We start from the raw sequence: 18,719 nt of genomic DNA on the forward strand, positions 1-18,719 counted from the left end.
AAATATCCATGATGGACAGCAATCCTGATGTTACCACGCGCATCGCGCAGGAACTGCCGTATCTGAGGCGGTATGCTCGGGCGCTGACGGGCAGTCAGAACACCGGAGACAATTACGCCGCGGCCACGCTCGAGGCGCTGCTTGAGAATCAGGAGGTCTTTACCAACGACCGGGCTCCGAAGACGGCGCTGTTCCGGGCGTTCCACGATATCTGGGTGTCCTCAGGCGCCCCGGTTGACGAGGGTGGAAGCCTTGATTCCGCGGAAGGCCGGGCGCAGTGGCGCCTGTCGGGCCTGACCCGCAACACGCGCGAAGCCCTGCTGTTGCAGAGCCTCGAAGGGTTCCGCACCGAACAGATCGCCGACATCATCGACGTGAGCCCCGACGAGGCGGCCGAGCTGCTGTCGATCGCCCGGCGCGAAATGTCGGACGCCGTGCGCGGCCGGATCATGGTGATCGAGGACGAGGCGATCATCGCGATGGACATCTCCTCTATCGTCGAGAGCATGGGGCACGAGGTGACCGGCGTGGCCCGCACCCGCGACCAGGCGGTCAAGCTGGCCAAACAGACGCCGCCGGACATGATCCTGGCCGATATCCAGCTTGCCGACAAATCCTCGGGGATCGACGCGGTGAACGATATCCTGGGCCAGATGGACGAGGTGCCGGTGGTGTTCATCACCGCCTTCCCCGAGCGCCTTCTGACCGGTGAGCGGCCGGAACCTGCCTTCCTGATCACGAAGCCCTATTCGGAGGACCAGGTTCAGTCGGCGGTGAGCCAGGCGATGTTCTTCTCGAGTACGGAGACGTTGCAGGCCTGAGGGAAAGGCCGCTTTATCCTGACAGAGACCTGCGCGCCGGTCGGCGGCGCGCAGGTCTTTTTCGTTTCATGTCCGTCAGCTGCGGACGGCGCGCATGATCAGGGCGCCGAGGAACAGCACGAGGAACACGAAGAACAGGATCTGTGCGATCCCGGCCGACGCGGATGCGATGCCGCCGAAGCCGAACACGGCCGCGACGATTGCGACGACGAAGAAAACAAGTGCCCAGTACAGCATCGGATAACTCCTTTGGTTGCCTTGGTTCGTCTTGTCTGATGGCTGATAAACCGCGCCGAGGAAGGAATGGTTCCCAGAAAAATTTCCGTGAGGGGCAAAGAGTTGCTCCAAATTGCCGCAGCCGCGAAAAAGGCAGGAACCTGTCGCGCGCTTACGCGTTGATGCGGGGAACGCACCACAGTTTTCACGGAACAAGGAGGCCGACATGGCACGGGCTGAAACGGGAACACCGAAAAGTGACCTCGACGATCTTTCAGCGCAGATCGCGACCTTGAAAAAGGATGTCTCGGCGCTGACCAAGACGCTGGGCGACCTTGGCGTCCATTCGAAGAACGCCGCCATCAACGGCGCCAAGCGCACGGCCTCCGACGCCTATGAGGCGGGCGAGGCGCAGTTCCATGCGGCACGCGACCAGGCCGAGCGTGCCGGGCAGTATGCCGCCGACACGGTGCGCGCGCAGCCTGCCACTTCGATGGCCGTGGCGGTCGGCGTGGGCTTCATGCTGGGAATGCTGACAAGCCGGAGGTAAGGGATGTTTGGAATTCCCGCCACGATCGAAATTCGGGCGCGCGCTGCGGCGCGCGCTTTCGCGTTCAATCTCGTGGGCATAATTCTCGTACTGATCGGCAGCGGATTTCTTGGCGCGGCCCTGTGGCTCGTGATCGAGGCCGAACACGGCGCGATCATTGCCAACGCCGCGATTGGCGGGCTGTTCGTTCTGTTGGCCGGTATCTGCTTCCTGCTGAGCCGCTCGCGGGTTCCCGTGCGCGGGGCGGCCGCCGCAACGGTGGCCCCGACAGCCGCGACGGGCAATACCTCGACCATCGTGGGGATCATCGAAGGGTTCGCCATGGGGATGCAGGCCGGGCGCGCGGCGCGGGCGCCGCGGAACCCCAACCCCAACCCCAATCCCAACCCATAAGCGGGCTCAACCGCCCGTCTTGCGCGGGCGGATGGCGTGGCGGATCATCTCGTCGGTGAAGGGGCGGACCAGCATGTTCCAGCCAAGGCTGCGTACACACTCCTCGTCGTCCTCGCCGGCGGTGAGGATGATCTGTGTGCCGCATGTCCGGAGCATGTCCGCCAGCCCGCTGTTGACGACCTGCGCATAGTTCATCTCCAGGAACGCCGCTTCGATCCGGTCATTCGCGGCAAGCCGGCTGGCCATTTCTTCCGTCGACTTGATGCGGATGATATCGCAGGGGCCCGCCGCCCTGAGCGAGCCGGCAATATCCTCTGCAATCAGGGAATTGCGCTCCAGCACAAGGTAGACGGGGGCCGACTGAGCCGGCACGTCGCGCCGGGAATCATCGGGCCGTTCATTCATGAGGTCGTCTCCAAACATAATTGTAAAATACAGTTTAAATTTTGGGCTGCATTAAACTATGACATACAAAAGTGGGAAATTTCGCTGATGGTCACGGATTGCCGAAACTGCTGGCTGCGCAAGCGGCCCGTCTTCCTGCCGATGTCGGAGGCCGAGCTTGATTTCATGGAGGATTTCAAGACCGGCGAACTGAGGGTCGACCCGGGCACGACGCTGATGCTGGAAGGCTCGAACAGCCCGCAATTGTTCACCGTTCTCGACGGCATGGGCCTGCGATACAAGACGCTGGAGAATGGCGAGCGGCAGGTAATCAGCTTTGTCATGCCGGGCGATTTCATCGGGCTGCAGGCAGGCGTGATGGACGAGATGCAGCATTCGGTCGAATCGACCACCGCGATGATGCTGTGCGTGTTCGACCGGCGGGGGCTTTGGCGGCTGTTCCAGGATCATCCCGAGCGGGCCTATGACCTGACCTGGATCGCCGCGCTGGAGGAGCATTTCCTGGGGGAGCAGCTGGCCGTGGTGGGCCGGATGCCGGCGGAGCAGCGGCTGGCGACGGGGCTTTTGCGCCTGTATGACCGGGCGGTCGCGCTGGGCCTGTCGAACGGGCCGTGGATGAAGCTTCCCTATACGCAGAAGGACCTGGCCGATGCGCTGGGCCTGTCGGTGGTGCATACCAACAAGACGCTGAAGGGGCTGCGCGACCGCGGGATCCTGAACTGGAAGAACGGCGACATGGAGATCCGGGATTACGAGGGGCTGGCCCGGTTGGCACATCGCGATCCGGATTCGGATGTACGGCCGAGGCCGCTGATCTGAGCGGGGCGGGGCCGGGCACGGGTCGTCATTGTTGGCGCCATTGGTCTCGCGACGATGGCGCGCGCCCCGGGCCGGCGTTTCTCAACCCGGCGTGAGATGCTGTCGTGGCGTGGGAACACCCCCAGAAAGAAGCGGCCCCCGCCTTAAATGAAGGCGGGGGCAGGCACCCGAGGGACAGGAAGGGTGCTGAATGTCTGCCTGGGATTTGGGGATGATGGGCAGACATCCGGTCGAAACGATTTCTCCATTCCGACGTCGAAAATACAACGCGCCTCGTGGGAAAAGGTTTCCTGCGATGTGATGTTTTTTTGAAAAAAGTTTCAAGCCATTGAAACTGTTACTTAAATGGTTGAATTTTTTCGTGGGCGAGCGGGCGATTTCGGCGGATCAGGGCCTTCAATGCCCTACGTGGGGCGGCGCAATCGGGGTCTTGGACCAGGAAGCCGAACGCCACGCCTTCCTGGTCTCGATGATCCACGTACCGGTGTGGCCCGGTCACCCCCGGCCGTGGGGCGCGTCGAAGTCGGGGTCGGGGTTGATCGGGATGATGCCGTAGGGGTTAATCGTGCGGTGGCTCATGTGGTAGTGGCGGGTGATGTGGTCGAAGTTGACCGTCTCCTTCACGCCGGGCCACTGGTAGAGCTCGCGCAGGTAGCCCCAGAGGTTGGGGAAATCCATGATCCAGTTGCGGTTGCACTTGAAATGGGTGTGGTAGACGAGGTCGAAGCGGACCAGCGTGGTGAAGAGGCGCCAGTCGGCCTCGGTGATGGTGTCTCCCATCAGGTAGCGGTTTTCTGACAGGCGGGATTCGAGCCAGTCGAGACTGTCGAAAAGCGGGTGGACGGCTTCGTCATAGGCCTTCTGCGAGGTGGCGAAGCCGGCCTTGTAGACGCCGTTGTTGACGGTGTCGTAGATGCGGTCGTTGACCGGTTCGATATCGTCGCGGAGGTTTTCGGGCCAGTAGTCGTCGGTGTTGCCGGTGATCTCGTCGAAGGCCGAATTGAACATCCGGATGATCTCGGCGCTTTCGTTGGAGACGATGGTCTGGCGCTCCTTGTCCCAGAGCACGGGGACAGTGACGCGGCCGGAGGCCTGCGGATCGGCCTTGAGGTAGAGCTCGCGCAGGTAATCAAGCCCATAGAGCGGGTCGCCGGTGGCGCCGGGGTAGTCGTCGCGCAGTTCCCACCCTTCCGAGAGCATGTCGGGGTGGACGACGGAGACGCCGATATGGTCCTCGAGCCCCTTCAGCTTGCGGAACACCAGCGTCCGGTGGGCCCAGGGACAGGCGTAGGAAACGTAGAGGTGGTAGCGGTCGGATTGGGCGGGGAAGCCGCCTTCGCCCGAGGGGCCGGCGGAGCCGTCGGCGGTGATCCAGTTGCGGAACTTGGTTTCCGAGCGGACGAACTTGCCGCCCGTCTTGTCGGTGTCGTAGCCCTTGTCTTTCCATTCGCCGTCGACGAGCAAACCCATGGGATCCTCCTTTGGTTAGGCAACGAGGTAGGCCGGCGCGGGTTCCTTGCACAGGGCGGGAGGCGCGCAGCGGCCGTGCGCGGCTGCACATGTCGTATCCGGCGCCGGGCGTGCCGATTCTTGGTTTGCAAGGGCCGCGCCCGGCGCCTATAGAGGCGGGAAGACGATGCCCGGAGATCGGGCCGGAAAGGTGTGTGAAGGGCGGCCGACCCAAACCGGGGGCTTAGCTTCATGTCGTCAGTGCTCTCCTTTTCGACCGGGCCGGGACGTGACGTTTGGACAAGGGAGACGCCGCATGAGAATTTCCAGTTTCGTGGCCACCAGCATGGCCGCCCTGATGGCCGGGGCCGCCGCCGAGGCGCATCCGGGGCACCTGGCCGAGGTGGCCGGGCACGGGCACTGGCTGGGCGCCGCCGCGATCGGGGCGGCGATTGCCATCGGGCTGTGGGCCGGGCTGAAGGGCCGCAAGGGCGAGGCGCCCGAGGCGGAGGCCGGTGACGAGGACACCGACGCCGAGCCGCGGGAGGCCTGAGCCAGATGGTCAAGACCGGGGTGATGATCTGTGGCCACGGCTCGCGCAGCCAGTCGGCGGTGGACGAGTTCGCGACGCTGGCCGAGAAGCTGCCGCCGCTGCTGCCGGCGGAGTGGGAGATGGAATACGGCTATCTCGAGTTCGCCAACCCGGTGATCCGCGACGGGCTTGACCGGCTGCGGGAGAAGGGCTGCGAGCGCATCCTGGCCGTGCCGGGGATGCTGTTCGCGGCGATGCATTCGAAGAACGACATTCCGACGGTTCTGAACACCTATGCGGCGAAGCACGGGATCGAGGTGAGTTATGGCCGGGAGCTGGGGGTCGACCCGAAGATGGTGGCGGCCGCCGGGGCAAGGGTGCGGGAGGCGCTGGAGCGCGCCGATGCCGAGCATGGCGCGGTGAGCCGGCATGATACTTGCCTGGTGGTGATCGGGCGGGGCGCGTCGGACCCGGATGCCAATGCCAACGTGTCGAAGATCGCGCGGCTGTTGCAGGAAGGCATGGGGTTCGGCTGGTGCGAGGTGGGCTATTCCGGCGTCACCTTCCCGCTGGTGGAGCCGTGTCTGCAGCACGTGGTGAAGCTTGGCTACAAACGGGTCGTCGTGTTTCCGTATTTCCTGTTCTCGGGCATCCTGATCGACCGGATCTATGGCTTCACCGACCAGGTGGCGGGGGAGTATCCCGGCACGCAGTTCGTGAAGGCGGATTACCTGGGCGATCATCCGCAGGTGCTGGAGACCTTTGCCGAGCGGGTGGTCGAGCAGGTCGGCGCCGTACCGCCGCCCAATTGCGGGACGTGCCCCTACAGGACACAGGTTCTGGCGCTGGAAGGCGAGGAGGTCGTGGAGATCTCGGCCGAGGCGCGGCGGGGGCATCCGGCGTTCAGCGACACGCCGCCGCCGACTTGCGTGATGTGCAAGTATCGCACCGCCGTGCTGGGCTTCGAGGCCGAGGTGGGGGCGGTTCAGGAGAGCCATCACCACCATGTCGAGGGGCAGGGGGCGTCGGCGCCGGGGTCGAACGTGGAGGATTGCCAGCTGTGCAGCACGTTCTGCACGGGGCTGTGCCGGTTGGAGATGGCGGGCCATCATCACCATCACCACCATCATGATCACCACCACCATCATCATGATCACGGGGATGGGCACCATCATCACCATCATGACCATGGGCATGATCACCAACATCACCACCATCACCACGATCATGACCATCATCATGACCACGGGCACGATCACCACCATCACCATCATCACGCCCCCTATCCGCATGCCGACCACCCGCTGGGGCCGGAGAGTTCGCGGAAGGCCAAGGCCTGAGGCGGGCGGTTCGTTCGTTTGAGAGATGCGTTGCCGGAGCGGTGTCCGGTGTCCGAGAGAGCCGAGGCCAGACCAGTGCGCCCATACGAGAAGAACCCGCAGGCGATTTATGCCGAGAGTTTCGCGACCGTCCGCAAGGAGGCGCGGCTCGAGCGGTTCGGGCCGGGGATGGAGGCCTTGGCGATCCGGCTGATCCATGCCTGCGGCATGGTCGAGGTGGCGGACCGGCTGGCGTTTTCGGACGGCGCCTACGAGGCGGGGCAGGCGGCGTTGCGGGCCGGTGCGCCGGTGCTTTGCGATTGCGAAATGGTGGGGGCGGGGATCATCCGGCGGTATTTGCCGGCCGGGAACGAGGTGATCGTGACGCTCAATGACCCGAAGGTGCCGGGGATCGCGGCCGGGATCGGGAACACGCGCTCGGCGGCGGCGGTGGAGCTGTGGGCCGAGCGGCTGGAAGGGGCCGTGGTGGCCGTTGGGAATGCGCCGACGGCGTTGTTTCATCTGCTGGAATTGATCGACGAGGGGGCGCCGAAGCCGGCGGTCATACTCGGCTTTCCGGTGGGGTTTGTCGGGGCGGCGGAGTCGAAGGCGGAGCTGGCCGCGAATCCGCGGGGGTGTGAGTTCGTGGCGCTGCGCGGGCGGCGCGGCGGATCGGCGATGGCGTCGGCGGCGGTGAATGCGCTGGCGGCGGGAATACCGGAGGGGCGTGACGGGAATGGCTGAGACGTGGCTGCATATCGTCGGGATCGGCGAGGACGGGATGGACGGGCTGCTTCCGGCGACGCGGGCGGTTGTCGAGGCGGCGGAGGTGATCGTCGGCGGCGACCGGCATCACAGGCTGTCGGAGGCGGTGACGGCGGAGCGGGTGGCCTGGCCGAGCCCGTTCGATGCGCTGATCGATCTGCTGATGTCCTTCAAGGGGCGGCGGGTGGTGGTGCTGGCGACGGGCGACCCGCTGTGGTTCTCGGTCGGTGCGCGGATCGGGCGGGCGATCGACCCGGCGGAGATCACCTATCATCCGCAGGTCTCGGCTTTTCAGCTGGCCTCGGCCCGGATGGGGTGGAGCGTTGCGGATGTGGAGACGCTGACGGTGCATGGACGGCCCGTGGAGCAGATGATCGCCTTCATCCAGCCGCAGGCGCGATTGCTGATCCTGACAACGGGGGCGGAGACGCCCGCGAAGATTGCCGCGTTCCTGACCGAGCGGGGGTTCGGCAAGTCGCGGATGACGGTACTGGCGGCGATGGGCGGCAAGGACGAGGCGCGCTTCGACGGGGTGGCGGAGAGCTGGGCGCATGAGGTGCCGGCCTTCAACACGCTGGCGGTGGACTGCGTGGCGGCGCCGGATGCGGCGCTGTTGCCGCGGGTGCCGGGGCTGGCGGATGCGCTCTTCGAGCATGACGGGACGATGACCAAGCAGGAGGTGCGGGCGGTGACGCTGTCGAAGCTCATGCCGATGCGGGGGGCGCTCTTGTGGGATATCGGGACCGGGTGCGGGTCTGTCGCCGTGGAATGGATGCGCGGGGCGCGGTATGCGCGGGCTGTCGGCATCGAGCCGAGGGCGGACCGGCGGGCGATGGCGGCGGCGAATGCGCTGGCGCTGGGCGTGCCGAAGCTGGAGCTGATCGACGGGTACGTGCCGGAGGCGCTGGAAGGGCTGGAGGCGCCGGATGCTGTGTTCATCGGCGGGGGCTTGAGCCGAGAGGTGTTTGAGGCGGCCTGGGCGGCTTTGCGGCCCTTGGGACGGTTGGTGTGCAACGCGGTGACGCTGGAGAGCGAGGCTTTGTTGCTGGAGCTGCATAAAGAGTTTGGCGGGGAGCTGGTGAAGATCGGCGTGGCGCGTGCCGAGCCTGTCGGCAGGCTGACCGGGTGGCGGCCGTTGATGCCGGTGACGCAGTGGAGCCTAGTGAAGCGGTGATGTTTGCGCGTTTTCTTCCAATGATGGCGCTTGGCGAGAGTGCGGGATGCCTCCGGCGGGGATATTTGGGCCAAGAAGAAGCTTGGGGGTGTGCTTCGTGAGCGGCGTTTTGTATGGGGTCGGGCTGGGGCCGGGGGATCCGGAGTTGATGACCTTACGGGCGCATCGGTTGATTTCGGGGGCCAAGGTGGTGGCTTATCCGGCGCTGGCGGGGGCTGAGAGTTTTGCGCGGTCGATCGCGGCGGGGGCGATTTCGCCCGGGGTGCGGGAGATCGTGATGGATGTGCCGATGACCACCGAGCGCGGGCCGGCGCAGGCGGCGTATGACACCGGTGCGGCGGAGATCGCGGCGGTGCTGGAGGCGGGGGAGGACGTGGTTTGCCTCTGCGAGGGAGACCCGTTTTTCTATGGCTCATTCATGTATCTGTTCGCGCGCTTGTCGGGGCGGTTCGAGGTGGAGGTGGTGCCGGGGGTGACGTCGATCACCGCCTGTGCCGCAAGGGCGGGGATGCCGCTGGCGGCGCGGAACGAGCGGGTGACGGTGTTGCCGGGACCCTTGCCCGAGGATGAGCTCAGGGCGCGGATCGAGGGCGCGGAGAGCGTCGTGATCATGAAGGTGGGACGGCATTTGCCGAAGATCCGGGGGGTGATCGAGGCCCTCGGGTATGGGGGGCAGGCGGTTTACGTGGAGCGCGCGAGCCTGCCGGGCGAGGTGGTGTGTCCGCTGGCGGAGGCGCCGGAGAAGGCGCCGTATTTCTCGATGATTTTGCTGACGAAAGGGGCCGATCCATGGCTGTGACACCGGTAGTTCTGGCGCTGAGCCGGTCGGGGGAGGACGTGGCGCATCGCGTGGCGGCGCTGTTGGGCGCGCAGGTGCATGGGCGCGAAGGGCGTGTTGGCAAGGCGGATGCGTTTTTCGGCAATGCGCTGGATCATGCGCGGGATTTGTTTGCGGCGGGTGTGCCCGTGGTGGGGGTTTGTGCCAGTGGCATCCTGATCCGGGCGGTGGCGCCGATGTTGTCGGACAAGCGGGCGGAGCCGCCGGTGGTGTCGGTCAGCGATGACGGGGCCGTGGTGGTGCCGCTGCTGGGCGGGCACCGGGGGGCGAACCGGCTGGCGGCGGAGATTGCCGAGGGGCTTGGAGGTATCGCGGCGGTGACGACGGCTGGCGACGTGGCGATGGGCGTGGCGCTGGATGCGCCGCCGGAGGGGTATCGGCTGGCCAATCCGGGCGATGCCAAGGCGGCGATGGCGGCGATGTTGTCCGGGGCCGGTGTGTCTGTTGCCGGGGAAAACATCTTTGGCGTCGAGGATACCGGCGGGGCCGTTGAACTCGTGGTGAGCGAGGCGCCTGTCGAGGGGGGCGAGCGGCGGCTGGTCTATCATCCCCAGCGGCATGTTGTCGGCGTGGGCTGTGCGCGGAATGCCGATCCGGAGGAGCTTTGGGAACTGGTCGCGGCGACCTTGTCGGAGGCCGGGATTGCGCCGGGGGCGGTGGCTTGCGTGGCGACGATTGATTTGAAGGCGGACGAGCCGGCGATGAACGAGGTGGCGCGGCGGCTGGGGGTGCCGCTCCGGTTGTTCACGGCGGCGGAGCTGGAGGCGGAGACGCCGAAGCTGGCGAACCCGTCCGAGGTGGTGTTTGCCGAGGTGGGCTGTCATGGCGTCTCGGAAGGCGCGGCGCTGGCCTGTGGCGGGGCGCTGGTGGTCGAGAAGCGGAAGACGGCGAATGCGACCTGTGCGGTTGGGCGCTGTGACGTGCCGGTGACGGAGATGCCGGGGCGGGCGCGCGGGCGGCTGTCGGTCGTCGGGATCGGGCCGGGGCAGGCGACGTGGCGGACGCCGGAGGTCTCAAAGCTCATTGCCGAGGCGGATGAGCTAGTGGGCTATGGTTTGTATATCGACCTGCTGGGGCCGCTGGCCGCGGGCAAGGAACGGTCGGATTTCCCGCTGGGCGGGGAGGAGGCACGGTGCCGTTATGCGCTGGAGCAGGCGGGGCTGGGGAAGAACGTGGCGCTGGTGTGCTCGGGCGATGCCGGGATTTACGCGATGGGGGCGCTGGTGTTCGAGCTGCTGGATCGGGACGCGGCGGCGCAGGGCGTGAGCGATGCGGCGCGGCGGGTCGAGGTGGTGTGCTCGCCCGGCGTGAGCGCGTTGCAGGGCGCGGCGGCACGGGCCGGGGCGCCGTTGGGGCATGATTTCTGTACGATTTCCCTGAGCGATCTGCTGACGCCGCGGGACGATATTATCCGGCGCTTGCACGCGGCGGCGGAGGGGGATTTCGTGATCGCCTTCTACAACCCGGTGAGCAAGACACGGCGGACATTGCTGGCGGAGGCAAGGGATATCCTGTTGCAGCATCGGCCGGGGGAGACGCCGGTGATGCTGGCGACCTCGCTGGGGCGGCCGGAGGAGCATGTGCGCTATCGCAGGCTGGATGAGCTGGAGGTGGACGAGGTGGATATGCTGACCGTGGTGCTGGTGGGGTCGAGCAATTCGCGGCTGGCCATGCTGGGCGAGGGGCCGAGGATGTTCACGCCGCGGGGCTATGCGCGGAAGATCGACGGCGACCTGGCGAAGAAGGAGGGCACGGGATGAACGGGATCCTGCTCGAGTTCGCCGGGCGCATGTCGGATGCCGGGGCGACGCAGTTGCCCGAGACCTTCAGGCAGATGGCGGTGAACGCACGGTTCTTCATGGAGACGCGGATGGCCGGATCGGAGTTTGCGAAACGGCTTGGAGAGGCCAGTGATTTCCGGGTGAACCAGAAGAAGGGGCGGATTGTCTGGAGCTTCGACGGGGCGCCGGAGGTGGCGGCGGATGCGCAGGTGATCGGGACCTATTCGGACGATGGCAGCTTCATGTGGGGCTGGGGCCATCCGGATGTCGTCGAGCCAATGCAGCAGGCGGCGTGGGCCGTGCAGCAGCTGGGCGAGCGGCAGCAGATCGAGGAACTGCTGACGCGGGGCGGGCCGACGGAAGAAGAGCGGCTTAAGGATTACATGGCGATCTGCGCCTATGTCTCGGACGCCGACGGGGTGTTCATGGGCGAGCATGGCGGCGGCGGCAAGGTGTGCATCTGTTACTATCTGAACGATCAGCTGAAGGGGCTTCTGGGACAATGACGGTTTATTTCATCGGGGCCGGGCCGGGCGACCCGGAGTTGCTGACCAAGAAGGCGGAGCGGGTGATCGGGGAATGCCCGGTGTGCCTTTATGCCGGGAGCCTCGTGCCGGCGGAGGTGGTGGCCTGTGCGCCGGAGGGGGCGCGGGTGATGGATACCGCGCCGATGACGCTGGACGACACCCATGCCGAGATCGTGGCGGCGCATCAGCGGGGCGAGGACGTGGCGCGGGTGCATTCGGGCGATCCGTCGCTTTACGGGGCGATTGCGGAGCAGATCCGGCGGTTGCGGAAAGACGGGATCGATTACCAGATCATTCCGGGGGTGCCGGCCTATGCGGCGGCGGCGGCCGCGCTGGGGCAGGAGTTGACGGTGCCGGAGGTGGGACAGTCGATTGTCTTGACGCGGGTGAGCATGAAATCGACCTCGATGCCCGAGGGCGAGACGCTGGAGAATTTCGCGCGGACGCGGACGACGCTGGCAATCCATCTGGGCGTTCGGGCGCTCAGGGAGATCGAGCGGGTGCTGGTACCCTATTACGGGGCGGATTGCCCGGTGGTGGTGGCCTATCGCGTGGGCTGGCCCGACCAGATGTTTATTCGCGGCACGCTGTCGGACATTCGCAAGAAGGTGCGGGACGAGAAGATCACGCGCACGGCGCTGATCCTTGTCGGGCCGGTTCTGGGCGAGATTTCGGACTTTACCGACAGCGCGCTGTACGACCCGGCGATCCCGCATGTTCTGCGCCCGAAAGCGACAGTTTGATGAAGAATCCCGGAGAGGGCCGAAATATCTTTTGAGAATCGGCGCTTACGCTTTACATGGTGACTCGGTAATTTTGCGTTGGGGTTCATCATGACAACCTATCTGCCGCCGGAGGTTCAGCAGGGGCTCGACGAGGCCCGCAAGCGGGCGCTGAAGAAGAGCCAGCGGCTGCGGGTGCAGGCGGGCGAGGAGACCTTCCGCGTGCTGGAGGCGTGGGACGAGGGGTTCGCGCTGGAATTGTCGGTGGCGGATCACCTGCGGGGCATGGTCGACCTTTACGATGGCGAGCGGCTGTTGTCGCAATGCCTGATCGTCGCGTCGGAGGAAGACGGCGACCGGATGCGGTTCGAGTACAAGCGCATGACCGAGGCGACGGGCGAGCAGCCGGTGGATTTCGAGAAGCCGGAGAATGCGCCGGTGGCGCTGATCGCGAAGGACTGACCGCGAGGGTCAGGGGCGGATCACTACCTCGGTTCCGATGGGCGTGATGCGCCAGAGTTCCTCTATGACATTATCGGCGACGGCGATGCAGCCGGCTGTCCAGTCGCCCGGCAGGGTGCGCAGGCCTTTGACGGCGTTGGGCTGGCCGTGGATGAAGATATCGCCGCCGGGGGAGACGCCGTTGGCCTTTGCTTCCGCGATATGCTGTGGCTGCGGGTAGTCGATGCCGAGGGAGAGGTTGAACTTGCTGTTGGGGTTGCGGCGGTCGATGCGGAAGGTGCCTTCGGGCGTGCGGCCGTCGCCCTGTCGGGTTTTCGGGCCGACGGGGTCGCGACCGAGGCCGATGGGGTAGGTTCGGAGCGCCTCGCCGCCTTTGAAGACCGTCAGCAGGCGCTGGCCCTTGTCGATCTCGATCCGGTCGATCTGTTCGGTGAGGGGCGGCAGGGGTGGTGCAGGCGGTGGCAGGGCGAAGCGCTGCCACAGGATGACGCCGCCGGCGATGAGCACGGCCAGCGCCGCCGCCCGCAGCGCCCACCGGATCATTGCAGGTCGGAGAAGGCGTCTTGCAGGCGCGAGACGGCCTCTTCCACGCGGGCGCGCTGGGTGCCGATGTTGAAGCGCAGGAAGGTCTCGCCCCCCGTGCCGAAGCCGCCGACGGAAGGCACGAGGCGGGCGTCGTCGTGGACGCGATGCAGCACATCCTCCATCGACAGGCCGGTATTGGCGAAGTCGACCCAGGCGAGGTAGGTGGATTGCATCGGCATCGGTACGGCGCCGGGAACCTGTGCCACGCCGTCGTTGAAGCGGGTGGCGTTGCCGGCGAGGTAGGCCTTCAGGTCGTCGACCCATTCCGCACCGCGCGGTGTGTAGGCCGCGGCGGTAAGCTCGACGCCAAGAAGGTTGGGCTGGGTCTGGTGGACGAGGAGTGCATGGCGGAAGGCCTTGCGCTTTTCCGCCTCTGGGATGGTCACGGCGGCATGGCGCGCGCCGGCGATGTTGAAGGTCTTCGACGCGGCGGTGAGGACGATGGTGCGGTGGGCCATGTCGGGCGCGGCGACCAGGAAGGGGGTGTAGCCGTGGCCCGGGAAGGTCAGGTCGTGGTGGATCTCGTCGGAGATCATCAGCAGGTCGTGCCGCTCGCATAGCTCGGCCAACTGTTGCAGCTCTTCCGCCGTCCAGATGCGGCCCGCCGGGTTGTGGGGGGAGGAGATCAGGACGGCCTTTTCCTTGCCTGTCAGGCCGGCTTCGAGCGCGTCGAGATCCATGTGGTAGATCCCGTCGCGGATGACCAGCGGTGACTCGTGCACCACGCGGCCGGAGTTGCTGATCTTGTTGGTGAATTCGTGGTAGACCGGGGTGAAAATGATCACCTCGTCGCCCGGATCGGTGAAGGTTTCCAGCAGCAGGGCGATGGCATGGCCGAGGCCCAGCGTGCTGGTCATCCAGGCGGGGTCGACGGCCCATCCGTGGCGGTGCTTCATCCACCAGGCGGCGGCCTCGATCGCCTTCGCGTCGGAGGCGAAATAGCCGTAATTGGCCTTGTCCAGCAGGCCCTGCACCGCTTCCTGCAGCACGGGGGCGGCGGCGAAGTCCATGTCGGCCACCCACATCGCGATCCCGTCCGCGGGAGAGACGCCGCCATAGGCCTCCATCCTGTCCCACTTGGTGGCGTTGGTGCCGCGGCGGTCGATGGGGTCGTCGAAAGTCATGGGGCCTCCGGTTTCCGGTCCGTCGCGGCAAGCTAGCGCACTGGGGCCCGAGCGCAAGAGGCGTTGCGCCTCGTGCGGGCATCGCCTACATGAAGCTGCATGAAACGGCCTATTCTCATCCATCCCGACCCGCGCCTGAAAAAGGTGTGCGAGCCCGTGAGCGACGTCTCGGACGAGCTGCGCGCGCTGGCGGACGATATGCTGGAAACCATGTATGACGCGCCGGGCATCGGCCTGGCGGCGCCGCAGGTGGGGGTGATGAGCCGCCTGCTGGTGATGGATTGCATGAAGGAAGAGCACGAGACGCCGCGGCCGATGGTGCTGATCAACCCGGAAATCGTGGCGAGTTCGGATGAAAAGAACGTCTACGAGGAAGGCTGCCTGTCGATCCCTGAGCAATATGCCGAGGTGACGCGGCCGAAACTGGTCGACGTGCGCTGGATCGATCTTGACGGGAACGAGCAGCAGGAGACGTTCGACGGGCTGTGGGCGACCTGCGTGCAGCACGAGATCGACCACCTGAACGGCAAGCTGTTCATCGATTACCTCGGGCCGATGAAGCGGCAGATGATCACCCGCCGGATGCAGAAGCTGAAGCGGGAAAAGGCGCGGGCGTGAGCATTCGGCGCTGTCTGCCCTGGCCCGACGGGCGGTTGCGGCGCAAGGCCGAGCCGGTCGACGAGATTACCGACGAGATCCGCGCCACCTGGGGCGACATGATCGACACGATGGAGGCGATGCCGGGCGTGGGCTTGGCCGCGACGCAGATCGGCGTGATGCTGCGGCTGGCGGTGGTGGATGCGAGCGCCGAGCGGGGGAAGGCGGTGAAGATGGCCAACCCCGAGGTTCTGCATGCCAGTATCGAGCTGCGCGAGCACGAGGAGGCGAGCCCGAACCTGCCCGGCGTGTCGGCCAAGGTGAGAAGGCCCCGGGCGGTGACGGTGCGGTTTCTCAACGAGGCCGGAGAGGTGGAGGAGCGTGATTTCGTCGGGCTCTGGGCGACCTCGGTGCAGCACCAGATCGACCATCTGAACGGGCGGCTTTACTTCGACCGGCTGGGCAAGGTGAAGCGGGACATGCTGTTTCGGAAGGCGAAGAAGGCCGGGTAAGGCGGGTGGTGGTGAGAGGTGGGTTGGCACCCACCCCACGGGCCGTAACCGTTTGACGGCGAAGGAAAGGGGACACCGATGCGCGTGGTTTTCATGGGAACGCCCGATTTCTCGGTGCCGGTGCTGGAGGCGCTGGTGGAGGCCGGGCACGAGGTGGCGGCGGTCTATTGCCAGCCGCCGCGACCGGCGGGCCGGGGCAAGAAGGACCGTCCGACGCCGGTGCATGCCAGGGCCGAGGCGCTGGGGCTGGAGGTGCGGCATCCGGAGCGGTTGAAGGGCGCGGCCGAGCAGGCGGAGTTCGCGGCGCTGAAGGCGGATGTGGCGGTGGTGGTGGCCTATGGGCTGATCCTGCCGCAGGCGGTGCTGGATATGCCGAAGCACGGGTGCCTGAATATCCACGCCTCGCTTCTGCCGCGCTGGCGCGGGGCGGCACCCATTCACCGGGCGATCATGGCGGGCGATGCCGAAACCGGCGTGTGCATCATGCAGATGGAGGCGGGGCTCGATACCGGGCCGGTCTTGCTCAGGCAGGCGACGCCGATCGCGCCGGTGGATACGACCGGTTCCCTGCATGATCGGCTCTCGGCGATGGGCGCGGCGCTGATCGTCGAGGCGCTGGCGCGGCTGGAGGAGCTGAAGCCGGAGGCGCAGCCCGAGGCCGGCGTGAGTTATGCCGAAAAGATCGACAAGGCCGAGGCGCGGGTCGACTGGGCCGCGCCCGCCGCGGAGGTCGATGGCAAGATCCGGGGGCTTTCGCCCTTTCCCGGCGCCTGGATCGAGGTGGACGGGCAGCGGATCAAGCTGCTGGCCTCGCGCGTGGTGGAGGGCGGGGGCACGCCCGGCGAGGTGCTGGACGAGGCGCTGACCGTGGCCTGCGGCGAGGGTGCGGTGCAGGTTTTGCGCTTGCAGCGGGCGGGCCGGGGGCCGCAGGATGCGGAGGAGTTCCTGCGCGGCACGAAGCTGCCCGCGGGCACGCGGTTGTAGAGAGGGGGCGCGCATGTTCCTGCAGCTTTTCGGCACGGTCGTGATCGCGGGCATCGTGGGTTATGTCAGCGAGAAATCGGGCTTCACGCGGAACGGTTACCTGCCGTCGATCATTATCTGCGTGGGCGGGGCGTTCCTGTTCTATTTCGTCCGCATCATGTTCGGGCTGCGGTTCGGCGCGCCGGGGGTGGATGCGATCATCTCGTCCATCGGCGCGCTGATCATCGTGCCGACGCATTGGCGCAAGGGGAGGTAAGCGGCGATGAACATCATCTTTCTCGTCATCATCGGCGCGGTCGCCGGGTATCTTGCGACGCGGATCATGCGGGTCGAGGCGGGCCTTCTGCCCACGATCGGCATCGGCATCGCGGGTGCGCTGATCGGCGGGCTGGTGCTGCAACTTGCGCTGGCGGTGCTGGGCATCCTGGCCGGGCTGATCGGGGCGGTGCTGGGGGCGCTGCTTCTGATCTGGATCTACCGGACCTACTGGGTGGGACGGCGGTAGGCCGGGCGCGCCGCCCAGGTTTCATCTTTCCGAAAATACTCAATGCGCTGCGCCTGCGTCTGGGCGAAGCGATTCGAGTATTTGGAGAAAGATGAAAGGCTTGGGTGCTCAGCCCCTGGCCGGCTTGAAGGGTTTCATGCCGGCGCGGGCGAGGGCGTCGGCGCGTTCGTTCTCGGGGTGGCCGGCATGGCCCTTGACCCATTCCCAGGTGACCTTGTGGCGGGCCTGGGCCGCGTCGAGGCGTTGCCAGAGTTCGGCGTTCTTGACCGGCTTCTTCGCGGCGGTTTTCCAGCCGTTCTTCTTCCAGCCGAAGATCCAGCCGGTGACGCCGTTCTTCACATAGGCGCTGTCGGTGACGATGGTGATGGGGGAGGGGGATTTCAGCGCCTCGAGCGCGTGGATCGCGGCGAGAAGCTCCATGCGGTTGTTGGTGGTCTCGGCCTCGCCGCCCTTCAATTCGCGTTCCCTGACGACGGTGTCGCCGTCGATGGCCTGAAGCAGCACGCCCCAGCCGCCCGGGCCGGGATTGCCGGAACAGGCCCCGTCGGTATAGGCGAAGAGCTCAGCCATGGGCGGCGATCGTGATCCAGGGGTCCATCGTGCCGGCAAGGCCCTTGTCGGTGCCGGTATGCGAGGAGAAGGGGGTGAAGCCCGCGTCGGTGAGCAGCGTGTGCAGTTCCTCGGCGGTGTAGTAGGTGTAGTGGCGGCCGAGCGCGTCGCGATGCGCGCCTGCGCCGGTTTTCATGCCGATATGGAAGAGCCCGCCGGGTTTCAGCGCACGGCGCAGGGCGGCGAGGTGGCGGGGCATGGCCTCGCGCGGGGCGTGGAGGAGGGAGAAATGCGCCCAGATGCCGTCATAGGCGTCGGTTTCGGTGATGTCGTCGAAGCTGGCCACCCGGGCGGTGACGCCGGCGATCTGGCTGGCGAGCTCGACCATCTCCGGCGAGGCGTCGGTGGCTGTGACGGTCAGCCCCGCTTCGGCCATTTGCGCCGCTGCCCAGCCCGGCCCGCACCCGAGGTCGAGCGCATGGGCGCTCGAGGGCAGGGCGCCGATGAAGGCGGTGAGCTGGGGGTCGTCGGATTGTGCATCCATGGTGCGGACGTAATCGTCGCGCTTGGCGGCGTAGACGTCGAGGGTTTGCTTGTCGGCTGTCATGAGAAGATCACTCCGATCGCGAGGCAGGTGGTGACGACGATGGTGAGCAGCAGGCGGAGTTGCATCCACCATTCCGGCGCCGCGCCCATCCGCCAGAAATACCAGTCGATGCCGAGGATGGCGATGAAGCCCGCGATGAGCGAGAGCCCGGCGGAGGTGACGCCGCCGCCGGTGGTGAAGAAGGCCCAGAGCGCGGGCAGGACCGAGAGGATGTAGCCGGTGGTGGCGCGGGAACCGTCGAGCCGCGTGGCGAAGCCCCAGAGCACGCCGGACATGAAGGCGAGGATGATGGCGCCGTAGAACAGCATGACATAGGCCCCGGCGAAGCGCGGCCCGAGTGCGCGCGCGCCCCATTCCGCGAGCCCCGGCTGGAGCACGGTGAGGACGCTCCAGACGAAGGGGGCGAGGCCGGCGAAGCCGAGCAGGAGGGGCGTGCGGGGGATGTCGGTCAAGGGGGTATCCGGGCCGTGGCGTGGTGGGTCG

At 66.4% G+C, this 18,719-nt stretch carries 26 protein-coding genes; 18 read left to right on the forward strand and 8 right to left on the reverse strand.

Features of this window, described 5'->3' with window-relative positions; translation table 11 throughout:
- Positions 1 to 8: 8 nt before the first annotated feature.
- Positions 9 to 821, forward strand: coding sequence for a response regulator (locus tag ACO07J_RS21595; RefSeq protein WP_422032831.1), 813 nt, complete (start codon positions 9 to 11; stop codon positions 819 to 821).
- A 75-nt stretch (positions 822 to 896) separates the two neighbouring features.
- On the opposite strand, the gene ACO07J_RS21600 is transcribed toward ACO07J_RS21595, so the two are convergent.
- Positions 897 to 1,058 (reverse strand): DUF1328 domain-containing protein, encoded by a 162-nt coding sequence (locus ACO07J_RS21600; protein ID WP_074940246.1) that lies wholly within the window; start codon positions 1,056 to 1,058, stop codon positions 897 to 899.
- Between the two features lie 205 nt (positions 1,059 to 1,263).
- Here ACO07J_RS21600 and ACO07J_RS21605 point away from each other — a divergent pair, with 205 nt between their 5' ends.
- Together ACO07J_RS21605 and ACO07J_RS21610 are read left to right on the forward strand one after the other, a co-directional pair.
- Complete coding sequence (locus ACO07J_RS21605) at positions 1,264 to 1,587, forward strand: DUF883 family protein (protein ID WP_422032833.1); 324 nt, start codon at positions 1,264 to 1,266, stop codon at positions 1,585 to 1,587.
- Positions 1,588 to 1,590: 3 nt separating this feature from the next.
- Entirely contained in the window at positions 1,591 to 1,980 is a 390-nt protein-coding gene (locus ACO07J_RS21610; protein ID WP_422032835.1) for a hypothetical protein, read from the forward strand.
- 6 nt (positions 1,981 to 1,986) lie between these two features.
- Here the strand turns inward: ACO07J_RS21610 and ACO07J_RS21615 are convergent, their stop codons facing one another.
- Positions 1,987 to 2,385, reverse strand: a complete 399-nt coding sequence (locus ACO07J_RS21615; RefSeq protein ID WP_422032837.1) for a hypothetical protein — start codon at positions 2,383 to 2,385, stop codon at positions 1,987 to 1,989.
- A gap of 87 nt (positions 2,386 to 2,472) precedes the next feature.
- Between ACO07J_RS21615 and ACO07J_RS21620 the strand changes: the two genes are divergently transcribed.
- A complete protein-coding gene (locus ACO07J_RS21620; RefSeq protein WP_422032839.1) occupies positions 2,473 to 3,204 on the forward strand; it encodes a Crp/Fnr family transcriptional regulator in 732 nt (243 codons plus the stop codon).
- A 495-nt stretch (positions 3,205 to 3,699) separates the two neighbouring features.
- Here the strand turns inward: ACO07J_RS21620 and ACO07J_RS21625 are convergent, their stop codons facing one another.
- A complete protein-coding gene (locus tag ACO07J_RS21625) occupies positions 3,700 to 4,674 on the reverse strand; it encodes a glutathione S-transferase family protein (RefSeq protein ID WP_422032841.1) in 975 nt (324 codons plus the stop codon).
- A gap of 295 nt (positions 4,675 to 4,969) precedes the next feature.
- On the opposite strand from ACO07J_RS21625, the gene ACO07J_RS21630 reads away from it, so the two are divergent.
- The 9 genes from ACO07J_RS21630 (at position 4,970) to ACO07J_RS21670 (ending at position 12,773) form a co-directional block, all read left to right on the forward strand.
- A complete protein-coding gene (locus ACO07J_RS21630; protein ID WP_422032843.1) occupies positions 4,970 to 5,206 on the forward strand; it encodes a DUF6732 family protein in 237 nt (78 codons plus the stop codon).
- A gap of 5 nt (positions 5,207 to 5,211) precedes the next feature.
- Positions 5,212 to 6,525 (forward strand): sirohydrochlorin chelatase, encoded by a 1,314-nt coding sequence (locus tag ACO07J_RS21635; RefSeq protein WP_422032845.1) that lies wholly within the window; start codon positions 5,212 to 5,214, stop codon positions 6,523 to 6,525.
- 75 nt (positions 6,526 to 6,600) lie between these two features.
- Complete coding sequence (locus ACO07J_RS21640) at positions 6,601 to 7,248, forward strand: precorrin-8X methylmutase (protein ID WP_422032847.1); 648 nt, start codon at positions 6,601 to 6,603, stop codon at positions 7,246 to 7,248.
- Positions 7,241 to 8,443: a precorrin-6y C5,15-methyltransferase (decarboxylating) subunit CbiE gene (gene cbiE, locus ACO07J_RS21645; protein WP_422032849.1), complete on the forward strand. Its 1,203-nt coding sequence runs from the start codon at positions 7,241 to 7,243 to the stop codon at positions 8,441 to 8,443. Before ACO07J_RS21640 ends, cbiE begins: the two co-directional genes overlap by 8 nt.
- A gap of 97 nt (positions 8,444 to 8,540) precedes the next feature.
- Positions 8,541 to 9,242 (forward strand): precorrin-2 C(20)-methyltransferase, encoded by a 702-nt coding sequence (cobI, locus tag ACO07J_RS21650; RefSeq protein WP_422032850.1) that lies wholly within the window; start codon positions 8,541 to 8,543, stop codon positions 9,240 to 9,242.
- Positions 9,233 to 11,041, forward strand: a complete 1,809-nt coding sequence (gene cobJ, locus ACO07J_RS21655; RefSeq protein WP_422032851.1) for a precorrin-3B C(17)-methyltransferase — start codon at positions 9,233 to 9,235, stop codon at positions 11,039 to 11,041. Before cobI ends, cobJ begins: the two co-directional genes overlap by 10 nt.
- Entirely contained in the window at positions 11,038 to 11,568 is a 531-nt protein-coding gene (locus ACO07J_RS21660) for a DUF6882 domain-containing protein (protein ID WP_422032853.1), read from the forward strand. Before cobJ ends, ACO07J_RS21660 begins: the two co-directional genes overlap by 4 nt.
- Positions 11,565 to 12,332 carry a precorrin-4 C(11)-methyltransferase gene (gene cobM / locus ACO07J_RS21665; protein WP_422032855.1) on the forward strand — a complete coding sequence of 256 codons (768 nt, stop codon included), beginning with the start codon at positions 11,565 to 11,567 and terminating at the stop codon, positions 12,330 to 12,332. Before ACO07J_RS21660 ends, cobM begins: the two co-directional genes overlap by 4 nt.
- Positions 12,333 to 12,422: 90 nt before the next feature.
- Entirely contained in the window at positions 12,423 to 12,773 is a 351-nt protein-coding gene (locus ACO07J_RS21670; RefSeq protein WP_422032857.1) for a hypothetical protein, read from the forward strand.
- A 9-nt stretch (positions 12,774 to 12,782) separates the two neighbouring features.
- On the opposite strand, the gene ACO07J_RS21675 is transcribed toward ACO07J_RS21670, so the two are convergent.
- Together ACO07J_RS21675 and ACO07J_RS21680 are read right to left on the reverse strand one after the other, a co-directional pair.
- Positions 12,783 to 13,316, reverse strand: coding sequence for a L,D-transpeptidase family protein (locus tag ACO07J_RS21675; RefSeq protein WP_422032859.1), 534 nt, complete (start codon positions 13,314 to 13,316; stop codon positions 12,783 to 12,785).
- Positions 13,313 to 14,482, reverse strand: a complete 1,170-nt coding sequence (locus ACO07J_RS21680; RefSeq protein ID WP_422032861.1) for a MalY/PatB family protein — start codon at positions 14,480 to 14,482, stop codon at positions 13,313 to 13,315. Before ACO07J_RS21680 ends, ACO07J_RS21675 begins: the two co-directional genes overlap by 4 nt.
- Positions 14,483 to 14,581: 99 nt before the next feature.
- Here ACO07J_RS21680 and def (ACO07J_RS21685) point away from each other — a divergent pair, with 99 nt between their 5' ends.
- The 5 genes from def (ACO07J_RS21685) to ACO07J_RS21705 all read left to right on the forward strand — a co-directional run bounded on the left by def (ACO07J_RS21685) (position 14,582) and on the right by ACO07J_RS21705 (position 17,080).
- Complete coding sequence (gene def / locus ACO07J_RS21685; protein ID WP_422032863.1) at positions 14,582 to 15,100, forward strand: peptide deformylase; 519 nt, start codon at positions 14,582 to 14,584, stop codon at positions 15,098 to 15,100.
- Positions 15,097 to 15,591: a peptide deformylase gene (gene def, locus ACO07J_RS21690; RefSeq protein WP_422032865.1), complete on the forward strand. Its 495-nt coding sequence runs from the start codon at positions 15,097 to 15,099 to the stop codon at positions 15,589 to 15,591. Before def (ACO07J_RS21685) ends, def (ACO07J_RS21690) begins: the two co-directional genes overlap by 4 nt.
- A gap of 78 nt (positions 15,592 to 15,669) precedes the next feature.
- The gene (gene fmt / locus ACO07J_RS21695) at positions 15,670 to 16,575 is read left to right on the forward strand and encodes a methionyl-tRNA formyltransferase (protein ID WP_422032867.1); all 906 of its coding nucleotides are present in this window, start codon (positions 15,670 to 15,672) and stop codon (positions 16,573 to 16,575) included.
- Between the two features lie 13 nt (positions 16,576 to 16,588).
- Positions 16,589 to 16,831 (forward strand): hypothetical protein, encoded by a 243-nt coding sequence (locus tag ACO07J_RS21700; protein ID WP_300891248.1) that lies wholly within the window; start codon positions 16,589 to 16,591, stop codon positions 16,829 to 16,831.
- Between the two features lie 6 nt (positions 16,832 to 16,837).
- Positions 16,838 to 17,080, forward strand: coding sequence for a GlsB/YeaQ/YmgE family stress response membrane protein (locus tag ACO07J_RS21705; protein WP_422032869.1), 243 nt, complete (start codon positions 16,838 to 16,840; stop codon positions 17,078 to 17,080).
- A 108-nt stretch (positions 17,081 to 17,188) separates the two neighbouring features.
- Here ACO07J_RS21705 and rnhA read toward each other — a convergent pair whose 3' ends face one another.
- From rnhA to ACO07J_RS21720, 3 genes are read right to left on the reverse strand one after another with little or no spacing between them, the layout of a single operon-like run.
- Positions 17,189 to 17,650 (reverse strand): ribonuclease HI, encoded by a 462-nt coding sequence (gene rnhA, locus ACO07J_RS21710; RefSeq protein WP_422032871.1) that lies wholly within the window; start codon positions 17,648 to 17,650, stop codon positions 17,189 to 17,191.
- Positions 17,643 to 18,236 carry a class I SAM-dependent methyltransferase gene (locus tag ACO07J_RS21715; RefSeq protein ID WP_422032873.1) on the reverse strand — a complete coding sequence of 198 codons (594 nt, stop codon included), beginning with the start codon at positions 18,234 to 18,236 and terminating at the stop codon, positions 17,643 to 17,645. The genes rnhA and ACO07J_RS21715 overlap by 8 nt, the downstream gene beginning before the upstream one ends.
- Positions 18,233 to 18,688: a DUF3429 domain-containing protein gene (locus ACO07J_RS21720; protein ID WP_422032875.1), complete on the reverse strand. Its 456-nt coding sequence runs from the start codon at positions 18,686 to 18,688 to the stop codon at positions 18,233 to 18,235. The genes ACO07J_RS21715 and ACO07J_RS21720 overlap by 4 nt, the downstream gene beginning before the upstream one ends.
- Positions 18,689 to 18,719: the final 31 nt, after the last annotated feature.

The sequence above is a fragment of the Roseovarius sp. genome, assembly GCF_965228755.1.
In the GTDB taxonomy this organism is placed as follows: domain Bacteria; phylum Pseudomonadota; class Alphaproteobacteria; order Rhodobacterales; family Rhodobacteraceae; genus Roseovarius.

Excerpts from the sequence above, each read along its gene's own strand:
- ACO07J_RS21680 (WP_422032861.1), bottom strand. The coding sequence starts at position 14,482 with ATGACTTTCGACGACCCCATCGACCGCCGCGGCACCAACGCCACCAAG.
- ACO07J_RS21660 (WP_422032853.1), top strand. The coding sequence starts at position 11,038 with ATGAACGGGATCCTGCTCGAGTTCGCCGGGCGCATGTCGGATGCCGGG.
- cobJ (WP_422032851.1), top strand. The coding sequence starts at position 9,233 with ATGGCTGTGACACCGGTAGTTCTGGCGCTGAGCCGGTCGGGGGAGGAC.
- ACO07J_RS21605 (WP_422032833.1), top strand. The coding sequence starts at position 1,264 with ATGGCACGGGCTGAAACGGGAACACCGAAAAGTGACCTCGACGATCTT.
- ACO07J_RS21620 (WP_422032839.1), top strand. The coding sequence starts at position 2,473 with ATGGTCACGGATTGCCGAAACTGCTGGCTGCGCAAGCGGCCCGTCTTC.
- rnhA (WP_422032871.1), bottom strand. The coding sequence starts at position 17,650 with ATGGCTGAGCTCTTCGCCTATACCGACGGGGCCTGTTCCGGCAATCCC.
- ACO07J_RS21715 (WP_422032873.1), bottom strand. The coding sequence starts at position 18,236 with ATGACAGCCGACAAGCAAACCCTCGACGTCTACGCCGCCAAGCGCGAC.
- ACO07J_RS21625 (WP_422032841.1), bottom strand. The coding sequence starts at position 4,674 with ATGGGTTTGCTCGTCGACGGCGAATGGAAAGACAAGGGCTACGACACC.
- ACO07J_RS21600 (WP_074940246.1), bottom strand. The coding sequence starts at position 1,058 with ATGCTGTACTGGGCACTTGTTTTCTTCGTCGTCGCAATCGTCGCGGCC.
- ACO07J_RS21615 (WP_422032837.1), bottom strand. The coding sequence starts at position 2,385 with ATGAATGAACGGCCCGATGATTCCCGGCGCGACGTGCCGGCTCAGTCG.
- ACO07J_RS21705 (WP_422032869.1), top strand. The coding sequence starts at position 16,838 with ATGAACATCATCTTTCTCGTCATCATCGGCGCGGTCGCCGGGTATCTT.
- ACO07J_RS21635 (WP_422032845.1), top strand. The coding sequence starts at position 5,212 with ATGGTCAAGACCGGGGTGATGATCTGTGGCCACGGCTCGCGCAGCCAG.
- ACO07J_RS21670 (WP_422032857.1), top strand. The coding sequence starts at position 12,423 with ATGACAACCTATCTGCCGCCGGAGGTTCAGCAGGGGCTCGACGAGGCC.
- def (WP_422032863.1), top strand. The coding sequence starts at position 14,582 with ATGAAACGGCCTATTCTCATCCATCCCGACCCGCGCCTGAAAAAGGTG.
- ACO07J_RS21700 (WP_300891248.1), top strand. The coding sequence starts at position 16,589 with ATGTTCCTGCAGCTTTTCGGCACGGTCGTGATCGCGGGCATCGTGGGT.
- cobM (WP_422032855.1), top strand. The coding sequence starts at position 11,565 with ATGACGGTTTATTTCATCGGGGCCGGGCCGGGCGACCCGGAGTTGCTG.
- ACO07J_RS21595 (WP_422032831.1), top strand. The coding sequence starts at position 9 with ATGATGGACAGCAATCCTGATGTTACCACGCGCATCGCGCAGGAACTG.
- ACO07J_RS21675 (WP_422032859.1), bottom strand. The coding sequence starts at position 13,316 with ATGATCCGGTGGGCGCTGCGGGCGGCGGCGCTGGCCGTGCTCATCGCC.
- ACO07J_RS21610 (WP_422032835.1), top strand. The coding sequence starts at position 1,591 with ATGTTTGGAATTCCCGCCACGATCGAAATTCGGGCGCGCGCTGCGGCG.
- cbiE (WP_422032849.1), top strand. The coding sequence starts at position 7,241 with ATGGCTGAGACGTGGCTGCATATCGTCGGGATCGGCGAGGACGGGATG.
- ACO07J_RS21630 (WP_422032843.1), top strand. The coding sequence starts at position 4,970 with ATGAGAATTTCCAGTTTCGTGGCCACCAGCATGGCCGCCCTGATGGCC.
- fmt (WP_422032867.1), top strand. The coding sequence starts at position 15,670 with ATGCGCGTGGTTTTCATGGGAACGCCCGATTTCTCGGTGCCGGTGCTG.